The sequence below is a fragment of the Kitasatospora sp. NPDC038210 genome (assembly GCF_055600605.1).
In genome coordinates, this window is the sequence record NZ_JBVJYK010000005.1 from 396601 (window position 1) to 408971 (window position 12371).

At 75.8% G+C, this 12371-nt stretch carries 9 protein-coding genes; 2 read left to right on the plus strand and 7 right to left on the minus strand.

Features of this window, described 5'->3' with window-relative positions; translation table 11 throughout:
- Window positions 1-89 precede the first annotated feature (89 nt).
- The 5 genes from ACZ7KX_RS13415 to ACZ7KX_RS13435 form a co-directional block, all read right to left on the minus strand.
- On the minus strand, window positions 90-1217 hold the full coding sequence (locus ACZ7KX_RS13415) for a DUF2637 domain-containing protein (protein ID WP_470326552.1): 1128 nt from the start codon (window positions 1215-1217) through the stop codon (window positions 90-92).
- A gap of 214 nt (window positions 1218-1431) precedes the next feature.
- The gene (locus ACZ7KX_RS13420) at window positions 1432-2433 is read right to left on the minus strand and encodes a (2Fe-2S)-binding protein (RefSeq protein WP_470326553.1); all 1002 of its coding nucleotides are present in this window, start codon (window positions 2431-2433) and stop codon (window positions 1432-1434) included.
- Between the two features lie 157 nt (window positions 2434-2590).
- Window positions 2591-3439 (minus strand): hypothetical protein, encoded by an 849-nt coding sequence (locus tag ACZ7KX_RS13425; RefSeq protein WP_470326554.1) that lies wholly within the window; start codon window positions 3437-3439, stop codon window positions 2591-2593.
- A gap of 202 nt (window positions 3440-3641) precedes the next feature.
- Window positions 3642-4496 (minus strand): hypothetical protein, encoded by an 855-nt coding sequence (locus ACZ7KX_RS13430; protein WP_350626069.1) that lies wholly within the window; start codon window positions 4494-4496, stop codon window positions 3642-3644.
- Window positions 4497-4637: 141 nt separating this feature from the next.
- A complete protein-coding gene (locus ACZ7KX_RS13435; protein ID WP_470326555.1) occupies window positions 4638-5273 on the minus strand; it encodes a nucleotidyltransferase family protein in 636 nt (211 codons plus the stop codon).
- Between the two features lie 129 nt (window positions 5274-5402).
- Between ACZ7KX_RS13435 and moaA the strand changes: the two genes are divergently transcribed.
- Together moaA and ACZ7KX_RS13445 are read left to right on the plus strand one after the other, a co-directional pair.
- On the plus strand, window positions 5403-6398 hold the full coding sequence (gene moaA / locus ACZ7KX_RS13440) for a GTP 3',8-cyclase MoaA (RefSeq protein WP_470326556.1): 996 nt from the start codon (window positions 5403-5405) through the stop codon (window positions 6396-6398).
- A 94-nt stretch (window positions 6399-6492) separates the two neighbouring features.
- Window positions 6493-8058, plus strand: a complete 1566-nt coding sequence (locus ACZ7KX_RS13445) for an alpha/beta hydrolase (protein ID WP_470326557.1) — start codon at window positions 6493-6495, stop codon at window positions 8056-8058.
- Between the two features lie 87 nt (window positions 8059-8145).
- Here the strand turns inward: ACZ7KX_RS13445 and ACZ7KX_RS13450 are convergent, their stop codons facing one another.
- On the minus strand, window positions 8146-10704 hold the full coding sequence (locus ACZ7KX_RS13450) for an ArnT family glycosyltransferase (protein ID WP_470326558.1): 2559 nt from the start codon (window positions 10702-10704) through the stop codon (window positions 8146-8148).
- Between the two features lie 111 nt (window positions 10705-10815).
- Window positions 10816-11937: an alpha/beta hydrolase gene (locus ACZ7KX_RS13455; protein WP_470326559.1), complete on the minus strand. Its 1122-nt coding sequence runs from the start codon at window positions 11935-11937 to the stop codon at window positions 10816-10818.
- Window positions 11938-12371: the final 434 nt, after the last annotated feature.

Genomic DNA, 12371 nt, shown 5'->3' on the forward strand with positions numbered 1-12371 from the left:
CCCGCGCGCGTGCCCCGACGGACCGGGGGCGCCGCCGCCCCCGCGAGGGGCCCGACGGCGCCCCGGCGGGATCGACGGGCCGCGGGGCGTCAGCCGAACTGCTGCTCCAGGTCCTTCAGCTTGCGCTCCAGTGAGTCCAGCCGGGGCAGCGTGACGGTGTCCTCCTCCAGGGTGAGGTCGATGGTGCGCCGCTCCGGGCGCGCCGGCAGGCCGGGCTGGACGACCGTGCCCTCGGCCGGTTCGACCTCGCGCGGTGCGGCGGGCCGCTCCACCTCGGGCCGTTCCGTCCCGGACCGTTCCACCGCGGGCCGCTCCCCGGGCCGTTCGACCGCAGGCCGTTCGGTCGCGGCGGGCCGGTCGGCCCCGGGCCCGCCGACTATGGCGGGCTCCGAGCCGGACTCCAGCTGCCGGGCGGCGCCACCGCCCCGGCGCCAGGTGCCGTGCGAGCGGTTGATGGCCCGGATCTCGGCCCGCTCGCGGCGCCCGGCCAGCTTGCGGCGCTCCCTCTCCTGGGCGCGCTCCCGCTTGTCGTCGCGGACCTCGTCCACCGCCTCGTCCAGGCTGCGCACGCCCTCCAGGAGCATCAGCGACCAGGCCGCGTAGGTCTCGCGCGGGGCGCGCAGCCAGCGGACGATGCGGATCTGCGGCAGCGGGCGGGGGACGAGCCCCTGCTCGCGCAGCGCGGCCCGGCGGGTCTGCTTCAGCGCCCGGTCGAACAGGACCGCGGCCGAGAGGGACATGCCGGAGAAGAACTGCGGGGCGCCGGCGTGGCTCAGGCCGCGCGGGGCGTGCACCCAGTTGAACCAGGCCGAGGCGCCGGCGAAGACCCAGACCAGCAGGCGGGAGCCGAACGCCGCGTCACCGTGGCTGGCCTCGCGGACGGCGAGCACCGAGCAGAACATCGCGGCGCCGTCCAGCCCGAACGGGACGAGGTACTCCCAGCCGCCGGACAGACCGAGGTTCTGCACGCCGAAGCCGACCAGGCCGTGGAAGGACAGCGCGGCGGCGACACCGGCGCAGCAGAACAGGAGCGTGTACGAGGCGGCACCGTAGAGGGATTCCTTGCGGCGGCGCCGTTCCTCGGAACGCTCCCAGGAATCCGCGCCGGCGGCGCTCGTGGATCCCCGGCTGCGGAGCAGGGCGACCAGGAGTGCGCTGACCAGCAGCCCCGCGACCACGGTGACGGCCCACCCGAGCGGTATGTCGGACAATTTCATCGCCGGAACCAGCCTCGCTTTCCTTCGTCGCGTTCCTGTGTCGTGATGGCGGGGACCATCATGACGGATGCTCGGCGGGCGAATGACCGATTCGGTGTCAATGCGCTGGGGAGAGGGATTTCTGACGCAGCGGCAGAACTATTGTCTTACTAATCAGGCGTGGATTGTTCCCGGAATTCCGGGCTTTCCGGATCCGGCGTCGGACGAACGTTCGTCAATCCCGTGTGACGCGCGGGCAGCCGCCGCACATGTCCTCCGGATCCACGGTGTAGACGAGGCAACAGCTGGCCCGGGACCGGTCCGTGCTCGAAGCGTCGGCGCGGCCGGTCGCCGGGGGCGCGAAGCCGGCGCCCGGGGTGAAGGGCGCCGGGGCCGGAGCGGGGCCCCCGCCCGCGCCGGGCGCGCACGCGGGCTCGTCGCGCGCGCGCCCGCGCCTGTCGGGCTCCTCGCCCCCGCGCCCGTGCCCGTGCCCGTACCCGCCTCCGCCCCCGCCCCCGCTCTTCTCGCCGGGCGCCAGCAGCGCGGACAGCTCGGCCCGCGCCCGATCCGCCTCTCCCAGCAGCCCGCCCGCGTACCAGAGCCCCTCCACCACCGCATCCGTGGCCATCGCCCACAGCACCCGGGGCCCGCGCCGCGTCTCCGGGCGGAAGGCGGTCAGCGCCGGCGCCAGGAACCCGCCCAGCGCGCACCGCAGTTCGGCGGCCAGCGCGTCCCCGTCCGGCACCGTGCGGGCCGCCGATCCCGCCGCCGGGTCGTCCGGCAGGCAGACGAACCCGCCCGGGCGGACGGTCAGCTCCACCGCCTCGGAGCGTCGGCGCAGCGAGACGTCCCCGAGGGCGAGCAGCGGGACGCGCCGCTCCAGGAACCACGGCAGCGTGAACAGCAGCGAGACCGGCCAGACGAAGCGGTGCAGGCCGAAGCCGGCCGCGACGTCCGGGCGCAGCGGCTGCCCGTAGCGGGCCAGGCCCCGCCGGGCGTCGTGGGCGATCAGCTCGCGCACCGCCTCGGGGTGGGTGGCCAGGTCGGCGGCGGGCAGCCAGCCGTCGCCGCGCCGGGGCGGTGCGCAGTGCACGCGCAGGGCGGTGGTGAGTCCGGACAGCCGCTGGTAGGAGGCGGCGCCCGGGACGGGGGAGTCCGGTGTACCGGTGGGGGCGTGCGCCCCGGCGCTGCGGGGGGCGCACGGCGTGGGGCCGGGCCTGGTGCTGCTCGCGGTCATGGGCGGGCCCCATCGGGTCGACCGGGGCCCGCCCATGGACCGCCCGGCGGCGCCCCGTGCCGTGGTGCGGCGGGCGCGGTCGGACCGGGGCATGGCGGTGCCCGGGGAACGGCAAGGGGACCCGGCCGGGGCACTGCTCACCCCGGCCAGGTTAGGCTCACCTTAGCTGATTGTTCCCCGGGGTCTCGCTCGCGATGCGTCCGTCCGGGGGAGGCCCCGGCGCGCGGGCGGCGCCCAGCTGGCGCGCGAGCCAGACGGGGACCCCGCCCAGGGCCTGCACCAGCCGGGTCGCCTCGGCGCGCAGCCGCGCGGCCTCGGCCGGTTCGGACACCTCGGCGAGCGCCGCGAGCGCCGGAGCCACCCCCACCGTGAAACCGAGTTGCTCGCGCAGCCGCAGTGAGGCGTCGAAGCCCTCCCGGGCGTGGCCGTGGTCCCCGCGGGAGAGGGCCAACGCGGCCAGGTGGCGCCAGGTGTACGAGCGCAGCAGTTCGTCCCCGCGTTCGCCGGCGCCTTCGTGCGCGCGGCGGTAGGCGATCCAGGCGGCACTGCGGTCGCGCAGCAGGTTCTCGGCGACCAGTCCGCGCCGGAAGTCCAGCAGCGGGCGGCCCGGCGCGTCCGGCGGCAGCAGGGCCGAGGTGCGGCCGAGCGCGGCCTGGGCCTCGTCCAGCCGGTCCCGCGGTCCGAGCACGCTCGCCACGTACGCGAGGAAGCCGCGGGCGCAGGCGGCGCCCGCGCGCTGCTCGGTGCCGGCCGCCAGTGCCTCCGCCAGGCGCAGCGCCTGCTCCGCCTGGGTCCAGTTGGCGGCGGTGAACAGGCACTGCTCGATGAGGAGTTCGGCCCGCCCGAGGGCGGCTGCCGGGTCGTTCTCGGCGGCCGGGCGCAACAGTTCGGCGGCCTCCTGCCAGCACGCCCGGGACCTCAGTCGCCACACGGTGTCGCCCGGCTCCTCCGGGGCCGCCCGCCCCCGCCCGTCCGGGCCGCTCGGGCCCCATCCGTGCTCCGACAACGCCACCTCCTTGTGTGCGCCATCCAGCGGGGCGCGGACCCGCCCCTGGGGCCCTGCCGCCACGACCCGTGCGCATGGCAACGGCAGGGCGAAAGGCCCGCGCTGTGGCGGCAATTCAACACGGGGGTGAGCTTGTGCACCAGATCACGAGCGGAGGTTGTTGCTTTCGGCGGAGAAATGATCTAGAGGGGCCTCCGGGTGGTCAGGAGGTCCAGCCGGTCTCCATCAGGGCCTCGGCGGCGCCGTTCGCGGGCTGCGGGACGCCGGCCAGGTCCAGGCTGAACAGGGCGACCAGCAGCTGCTCGCCGCGCACGGTGGCCTGGTGCGAATAACCCGCGAGGGTGAACATCGCGGCGGCCATCTCCTCGGCGTGCAGGGTCTGCAGCCACAGGCACTCGACCGACTTCACGTCGGCCGGCTCGGTCCAGGTGTCGACCTGGGCGACCATCCGGCTGCCCAGCAGGGTGACCCCGTCGCGCTCCTGCGCCTCCGTCAGTTCCAGGTCGTCGAAGCCCAGCCACTCCAGGTAGCGGGCGGCGGTGAACACCGCGTCCTGCGAGGTGCGCACCGGGTGCGGGCGGAAGGGGGTGCGGTGGCGGAACGGGCGGGCGCGGCCGGTGGAGGCGCCGGGCGGCGCGGGCGGGGCGGGCACCGGCGCGCCGATCGGGTGGGCCGGGTGGGGGCGGGAGGCCTGCGGCCCGGGGGCGGCGAGCGGGCCGGCGGTGCCGCTGCCCAGCCGGGTGGTGCGGTCCACCGGCAGCCGGACGGTGGCGCCGCAGTTGCAGGTGAACTCGGGCTGCGGCCACTGGTCGGAACGGCCGCAGTGCGGGCAGCGCATGCTCAGCCAGGAGTCCTCCCAGGAGCGGAACCGCACCTGCACGGGCACTCCGCCGCGCAGCAGCGGCACCTTGAGCGAGGCGCCGCAGGGGCAGGGCAGCGAGGGCGGCTCGTAGAGGTGCTCGCGGCGGCAGGCGGGGCAGCGGATCGCCCGGGCGCCACCGCCCGCCCCCGGCCGCGTGGGGTCGTGTCCGGTGAAGTCGTCGGGCAGTCCTGCCATCGCGGGCTCCGTCCGTCGGTGTCGGGTGGGTGGGACGATTCCCATGCTCCCCGAAATGTCCGGCGCTGGGCGCGGAATGGGGCAATCCTCAGGGACGGATCAGGGGCCGCGGCCGGGCGGCCTCCGTCCGGGGGAGGAGGGTCACCCGGCGGACCAGCGGGCCAGGTCGGCGGGGGTGTCGAGGTCGTCCGGGACGGCGACGTCGGCGCACTCGACCAGGACGACCTCCGCCGCGTGCGCCGTCAGCAGGGCGCGGGCGCCGGCGTCGCCGCGGGCGCCCTCGGCCGCCTCGGCGACGTGCCGGGCGCCGATCAGCACCGGGTGGCCGCGCCGGCCGTCGTAGGCCGCCGCGGCCAGCTCCGCGCCCGCCCGGTGCGCGGCCAGCAGCCGGGCGACGGCGGCCGGGGTGACCCCCGGGGTGTCCACCAGCATGACGAGCACCGCCGAGGCCCCGGGGGGCAGGGCGGCCAGGCCGGCCCGCAGCGAGGAGCCCATGCCGCCGGCCCAGTCGGGGTTGGCCACCAGGCGGCAGCCCGGCAGGTGTGCGGTGGCCCTGACCCGCTCGCCCGCCGCGCCCAGCACCACCGTGACGTCCGCGCAGCCGCCGGCCCGCACCACCGCCACCGCGTGCTCCACCAGCGGCCGGCCCCCGTACCGGATCAGTGCCTTGGGACGCCCGCCGAGGCGCCGACCGCCGCCGGCGGCGAGGACGAGGGCGGCGACCGGGGCGGGCCCGGCCTCCGGGACGGGCCCGGCGGGTGTCGGCGCAGTCTGCATGGCCCCAGCCTGCCCCTGCCGGGCAGGGGCACGCATTGTGTGAATCCACAAGGCGAAGCCGCAGGTGGCGGCCGGTCCCCGGCGGTTCGGCCGCTGGTCCTGCGGGCGTGCGCCGCCTGTACTGGGTCGATGAACACCGCACCGCGCCCGCTGGTGGACCGTTTCGGTCGGGTCCACACCGATCTGCGGGTCTCGCTGACCGACCGCTGCAACCTGCGCTGCACCTACTGCATGCCGGCGGAGGGCCTCGACTGGCTCGCCCGGGACGCGGTGCTGGGGGACGACGAGGTGGTGCGGCTGGTGCGGATCGCCGTGGAGCGGCTGGGGATCGCCTCGGTCCGGCTGACGGGCGGGGAGCCGCTGCTGCGGCGGGGGCTGCCGGGGCTGGTCGGCCGGATCGCGCGGCTGGGGGTCGAGGTGTCGCTGACGACCAACGGGATCGGCCTGGCGCGGACGGCGCCCGCGCTGCGCGAGGCGGGGCTGGGGCGGGTGAACGTCAGCCTGGACACCCTGCGGCCCGAGCGGTTCGCGGCCCTCACCCGGCGGGACCGCCTCGACGACGTGCTGGCGGGCCTCGCGGCGGCGAAGGCGGCCGGGCTGGGGCCGGTGAAGGTGAACGCGGTGCCGGTGCGCGGGGTGAACGAGGACGAGATCGTCGACCTGGCCGCATTCGCCGTCGAGCACGGGTACGTGATGCGGTTCATCGAGTCCATGCCGCTCGACGCGCAGGGCGCGTGGGACCGCGCGGCGATGGTGACGGCGGAGGAGGTCCTGGCCGCCCTGGGGGAGCGGTTCGACCTCGTCCCGGTCGGGCGGCACGGCGGCGCCCCGGCCGAGGAGTGGCGGATCGCGGGCACGGACGCGGTGGTCGGGGTGATCGCCTCGGTGACCCGGCCGTTCTGCGGGGGCTGCGACCGGGTCCGGCTGACCGCCGACGGGCAGCTGCGCAACTGCCTGTTCGCGACGGAGGAGTCCGACCTTCGCGCCCTGCTGCGCGGTGGGGCGGACGACGCGGCGATCGAGCGGGCCTGGCGGGTGTCGGTCGCGGGCAAGGGGCCCGGACACGCCATCGGGAGCGCCGACTTCGTCCGGCCCGAGCGGCCGATGTCCGCGATCGGCGGCTGACGGAGCGTTACGTCCGGGGGATCGGCGCGGGGCGCGGTGCGACCCGGGTTCGGGGCGGGGCCGGTTCGGATGGTATTCGTGGGCGGTGGCCCCGATGACCTCCCGCTTCCCCAGGTTCCCCCGGCGTACCCTGCCCGCCCTCGCCCTTGGCGCCTCCCTCGCCCTGCTCGCGGGCTGCACCGGCTCCGGCGCGACCGGCCGTACCGGCAGCCGGCCGCCGCTCGACGACCTGGTCGCCGTCGGCACCGCGCCGGCCCTGCGTGCGCTCTACGGCCAGCGGATCGACTGGCGGCCCTGCCCCGACGACGAGGACGCCGGCCAGGACGGTGCGACCATCGAGTGCGCCACCCTCACCGTCCCGCTGGACTACACCGACCCCGGCGGCCGCACCATCGCCGTCGCCCTCGCCCGGCTGCCCGCCGCCGACCCGCAGGCGCGGATCGGCGCCCTCCTGGTCAACCCCGGCGGGCCCGGCAACTCCGGAGTCACCATGGTCCGCGCGGACTGGAAGAGCTACCAGGGGCTGCACGAACGCTTCGACCTGGTCGGCTTCGACCCGCGCGGCGCCGGGGACACCACCCCCGTCCACTGCCTGGACGACCGCACCCGCGACCGGTGGAACGCCACCGACGACCCGGCGTACGACCACGGCCGGGTCCTCGCCGACGCCTGCGTGGCGAGCCACGCCGACCTGCCGCACATCGGCACCCGCGACGCGGCCCGCGACCTCGACGTGCTGCGCGGAGCCCTCGGCGAACGCAAGCTCGACTTCCTCGGCCTCTCCTACGGCACCCACCTCGGCGCGCTCTACGCCGAGGAGTTCCCCGGCCGCACCGGCCGCCTCGTGCTCGACGGCGCCGTCGAGCACGGCACCGCCGCGGTGCAGCTCGACGTCGAACAGGCCGTCGCCGGCGAGACCGCGTTCCGGGACTTCGCCGCCTCCTGCGCCACCGACGACGGCGCCGACTGCCCGCTCGGCGCCGACCCGGACGCCGCCCCGGGCCGCCTCGCCGACTTCCTCGACGGCCTGAGCAACCGCCCGCTGCGCGCCTCCGACGGCCGTACCGTCACCGCCGCCCTCGGCTGGACCGCCGTCCTCAACGTGCTCTACGACGGCCACCGCTCCTGGTACCGGCTGGTCGACGCCCTCGGACCGGCCGTCCGGAAACGCGACGCCGACGCCCTGCTCGGGCTCGCCGACGGCGCCACCGGGCGCGGTGAGAACGGTCGGTACACGACCGTCGCGGACGCCTACGCGGCCATCTCCTGCGCGGACCTCCCGGCGCCCGACGCGGCGCAGCTGAAGACGGGCCTCGCCGACCTCGCCGTCCAGGCCCCGCTGACCAGCCGGCACAACCCGCTGACCACCCTGCTCGCCCCGGACTGCCGCCCCTGGCCGTACCGCTCGACCGAACTCCAGCACGTCATCCGGGCGCCCGGCAGCGCCCCGATCCTGGTGGTCGGCTCCACCGAGGACCCGGTCACCCCGTACCCGTGGGCGCAGCGGCTGGCGGCCGGGCTGGAGCACGGCGTGCTGCTCACCCGCGAGGGCGACGGGCACACCGCGTACGACAAGAGCGGGTGCGTCCGGTCGGCCATCGCGGCCTTCCTGGTGGACGGCCGGATGCCGGCGGCGGGGACGCACTGCCCGTCCGACTGAGCGGCTCCGGCGGGCCCGGGTACGGGTGCGGGTACGGCGGAGGGGGCGCACCGCGCGGACGCGGCACGCCCCCTCGGGGGTTCACGGTCAGGAGGTCGGGGCCGTCAGGTCGTAGAAGGTGGCCGAGCCGACCGTCTTGGCGGTGAAGTGGGCGGCGACCCAGGACTCGATCTGGCTGTTCTCCGACTCCTGCCGCTCACCGCCCTCCGCGCTGCCGCCGGCGCCGCCGAAGCCGCCGCCGAAGCCGCCGCGGGAGCCGCCGGCGACGAACCAGTGGACCTTGCCCTCCTGGACGTACTTCTGGAAGCCCGCCAGGCTCAGCGAGGGGTCGGTGCCGTTGAAGCCGCCGAGGGCCATCACCGGCTCGCCGGTGGCGAGTTGGTAGCTCGCGGCGTTCTGCGAGCCGACGGTGGCGGCGGCCCAGGTGTAGTGGTCGGCGTTCTCCTTGAGCAGGGCGGCGGCCTCCTCGCTCACCTTGGTGCCGCCGAGCAGACCGCCCATGCCGCCGCCGCCCATGCCGCCGCCGGGGAAGCCGCCGGGGGCTGTGCCCTCGGCACCGGTCGAGCCGGGGGCACCGGGGGCACCGGGGGCACCGGGGAAGGTGCCGTTCCCGCCGTTGGTTCCGTTGGCGCCGCGCTGGTGGCGTCCGTTCGCGTGGTCCGAGCCGTTGCCGGAGCCCGAGCCGTTGCCGGAGCCCGAGCCGTTGCCGGAGCCGTTGCCGCCGCCCGGGAAGCCGGGGAAGCCCCCGCCGTTCTGCCCGCCGGGGAAGCCCTGTCCGCCGCCGGGGAAGCCCTGCCGACCGCCCTGGCCGCCGCCCTGACCGCCCTGGCCGCCCTGGCCGCCCTGACCGCCCTGGCCGCCCTGACCGAACGAGCGGCCGTTGCCGCCGCCGGGGAAGCCCTGCCCGCCGCCCGGGAAGCCCCTGCCGCCCTTGCGCCCGCCGCCGGGCCCGAACGCGCCCTGCACGCCCGGTCCGGCGGTCACGATCGAGCCGGTGTGCGGCGTGTCGACGGTGTCCACCGCGTACGCCGCCGGGCCGCCGAGCGCCGCCGCCAGGCCCACCAGGCCCGCCACCGAGGCGATCCGCGCGCCGGTCCGGCCGGAGGTCCGCCCGGCGAGCTGCCCGCCGACGAGCGCGACCGCCGCCGCCAGCCCGCCGACCAGCACCGCCCAGCGCAGCCACGGCAGGAAGTCCGAGCTGCGGCCGAGCAGCACGAACGCCCAGACCGCCGTCACCGCGAGCGTGCCGGCCAGCACCAGCGCCCACGGCAGGCGGTGCCGCGCCCGCCACAGCCCGTCCACGCCCATGCCGACCAGCGCCGCGACGGCCGGGGCCAGCGCCACCGTGTAGTACTGGTGGAAGATCCCGGACATGAAGCTGAAGATCAGCGCGGTGGAGAGCAGCCAGCCGCCCCAGACCAGGAACGCCGCACGGGCGGTGTCGGTGCGGGCGTAGCGGCGGGTGCCCCAGAGGCCGACCAGCAGCAGGATCAGCGCGGCCGGGATCAGCCAGGCGATCTGCCCGCCGATGTCGGTGCCGAACATCCGGGTCAGGCCGGTCTCGCCCCAGCCGCGTCCGCCGCCGGGCGCGGCCCCGCCGGGCAGGTCGAAGCCGGCCGGGAGCCGCCCGCCGCCGCCCACGCTGCCGCGCTCGTTGCCGTCCACCCGGCCGAGGCCGTTGTAGCCGAAGGTGAGCGAGAGGAAGCTGTTGTCCTGCGAGCCGCCGATGTACGGGCGGGCCGAGGCAGGCATCAGCTCGACGATCGCGACCCACCAGCCGCCCGAGACCGCCAGCGCCACACCCGCGAGCAGGGTCTGCCGCACCCGCCGCCAGAAGCCGGTGGGCGCCACGGCCAGGTAGATCACCGCGAAGGCGGGCAGGATCAGGAAGGCCGCCAGGGTCTTGGTGAGGAAGGCGAGGCCGAACATCGCCCCGGTGAACAGCAGCCACCGGGTGCTCGCCGCCTCGGTCGCCCGCACCAGCCCGTACGCGGCCAGGGTCAGCAGCAGCACCAGCAGCGCGTCCGGGTTGTTGAAGCGGAACATCAGGGCCGCGACCGGGGTCAGCGCCATCGCGGCGCCCGCCAGCAGGCCGCCGAGCGGGGAGAAGCGGCGGCGCACCGTCGCGTACAGCACGCCGACGGTGGCCGTGCCCATCAGTGCCTGCGGGGCCAGCACCGACCAGGAGGAGAGGCCGAAGACCCGCGCCGAGAGCGCCATCGGCCACAGCGCGGCCGGGGGCTTGTCGACGGTGATGAAGTTCCCGGCGTCGGAGGAGCCGAAGAAGAACGCCTTCCAGCTCTCGGAGCCGGCCTGGACGGCGGCCGAGTAGAAGGCGTTGGCCCAGCCGGACGCGCTCAGGCCCCACAGGTAGAGGACGGTCGTCGCGGCCAGCAGCGCCAGCAGGGCCGGGCGCACCCAGCGCGGGTCGTCCGCGCGCCCGCGCCAGGCGCGGGCCGGGAGGGTGCGCAGCCGGCCGGACCAGGAGGCGGGGCCCTTGGGGCCGACGGGCGGCAGGGGCTGCTCGGGGAAGAGCGGTGCCCGGTCCGGCCGGACCGGGTCCGGCTGTGGCACCTCCGGCGGCGGGTAGTTCGCGGCCTCGGGCCACGGGTCGCCGGCCGGAGGGGTGTAGCTGCTCGTGGTCATGCGCCATACGGTGCGTGGCCCGACTGAGAGAACCGTGAGACGGCGCTGTGAGACGGGTGTGATCTGCCGGGCGCCGTCGGCCCCGGGTCCGCCTCGGCGTCGGAGGCCCGGCTAGGCAGCGGCGGGCATGGTGATGTGCCTGCCCAGCCATTCCAGGGCCGGGGGGATCTCCCGGGTCCAGGTGTGGAAGTTGTGGCCGGCGGTGTCCAGGGTGATGGTGGACATCTTGGTGGGGGCCTTGAAGGCCGCGACCATGGCCTGGGTCTCGTCGTAGTTGTTCTCGTCGTTGGCGGTGGTCAGCAGCAGGTTGACCGGGGCGGCCGGCTGGTTCTTCAGCCGCCACAGCAGGTCGTTCTCCTGCTTCAGCTTGTCGCTGCCGCCGAACAGGTCGCCGGTGGTCGGGTCGTGGGCGGCGCTGTAGTAGCCGGAGAGGGCGACCGCCGAGGGGTACGAGTCGGGCTTGCGCAGCGCGAACTTGAGCGCGCAGTAGCCGCCGGTGGAGTTGCCGATGACGGCCCGGTTGGCCGGGTCGGTGCCGATCCGGTAGGTGGTGGCGAGGGCCTTGGGCAGGTCGGTGGTGAAGAAGGTCTCCACCTGCGGGCCGTTCGGCACGTCCACGCACTCCGTGTCGCGGTCGCCGACCAGCGTGGGGCGGGTTATCACCAGGATCGTCGGCGGCAGCTTCTTCCGCTCGATCGCGTCGAGGGTGGAGGCCGGGTACTGCATCAGCGAGATCAGCTTCTCCGGGGTGCCCGGGTAGCCGGTGAGCACCAGGGCCATCGGGAAGCGCTGCTTGGCGAAGTCCGGCTGGAAGTACTGCGGCGGCAGGTAGACGTACGCCTCGGTGCTCAGACCGCTGCCGGCTCCTTTGACGTCGACCTTCTGGATCAGACCGGAGCGCTCGGGCTCCGATCCCTGCGCCGAGTAGAAGCTCTGCTGACCGGTGACGGCCACCCCGGAGGCGTTCGGGTTGTGGTCCACGACCGTGCCGAGCTTGCCGCTGGTGCCGAGCAGGTCGGTCCAGGAGCTGTAGAAGCCGAAGTAGCTGTTGGCGATCAGGCCCATCGCGGCCAGCACCGACACCTGGGTGGCCAGGAACGCGCCGATCCGGCCCGACCAGGCCTTCCAGCCCTTCCCGCCGAACCGCGGCCAGAGCCACATGGTGGCGGCGAAGACGGCGATCGCGAGGACCGAGGCGATGATCTGGAGGGGGAGTCCGGTGAGGCTGAGCACGTGCCCGATCGTAGTTGACCCTGACGGACGGGCCGGGGCGGGCCCTTCCGATGATCGTACGGGCCCTGTCGGCGGGTGTGGTTCGTACTCGGCGGCACGTCCGCTCGTGTGCAGGTGGGGGAGCGCGCGTCGGATGACAGCAGGGGTGGGGTCATGAGGTCGGTGCGGTCCGTGTCCATATCCGGTCCGGTCGTCGACCGGGGGCGGGCGGCGAGCGGTGGACGGTCCGGACGATCACGCTGGACGCCCACGACGGCAAGGACGGTGTCAGGGCCGAGGGCCGGACGGTGACTCCGCGCCGCAGCCGTAGTGCGTAACGGGCATACCGGGACGGGTGGTTGTGTCCGGGTGGCACAACAAGCCGTGAGGAGTGGCGAGTTCGGCCAGAACGGTTGACCCCTTGAGGTGGCCATGGCACTTTCGTGCGGCGCGGG

Bases quoted from the DNA above. Each gene is read 5' to 3' on its own strand.
- ACZ7KX_RS13415 (WP_470326552.1), bottom strand. From the start codon at position 1,217: ATGAAATTGTCCGACATACCGCTCGGGTGGGCCGTCACCGTGGTCGCG.
- ACZ7KX_RS13420 (WP_470326553.1), bottom strand. From the start codon at position 2,433: ATGACCGCGAGCAGCACCAGGCCCGGCCCCACGCCGTGCGCCCCCCGC.
- ACZ7KX_RS13430 (WP_350626069.1), bottom strand. From the start codon at position 4,496: ATGGCAGGACTGCCCGACGACTTCACCGGACACGACCCCACGCGGCCG.
- ACZ7KX_RS13435 (WP_470326555.1), bottom strand. From the start codon at position 5,273: ATGCAGACTGCGCCGACACCCGCCGGGCCCGTCCCGGAGGCCGGGCCC.
- moaA (WP_470326556.1), top strand. From the start codon at position 5,403: ATGAACACCGCACCGCGCCCGCTGGTGGACCGTTTCGGTCGGGTCCAC.
- ACZ7KX_RS13445 (WP_470326557.1), top strand. From the start codon at position 6,493: ATGACCTCCCGCTTCCCCAGGTTCCCCCGGCGTACCCTGCCCGCCCTC.
- ACZ7KX_RS13450 (WP_470326558.1), bottom strand. From the start codon at position 10,704: ATGACCACGAGCAGCTACACCCCTCCGGCCGGCGACCCGTGGCCCGAG.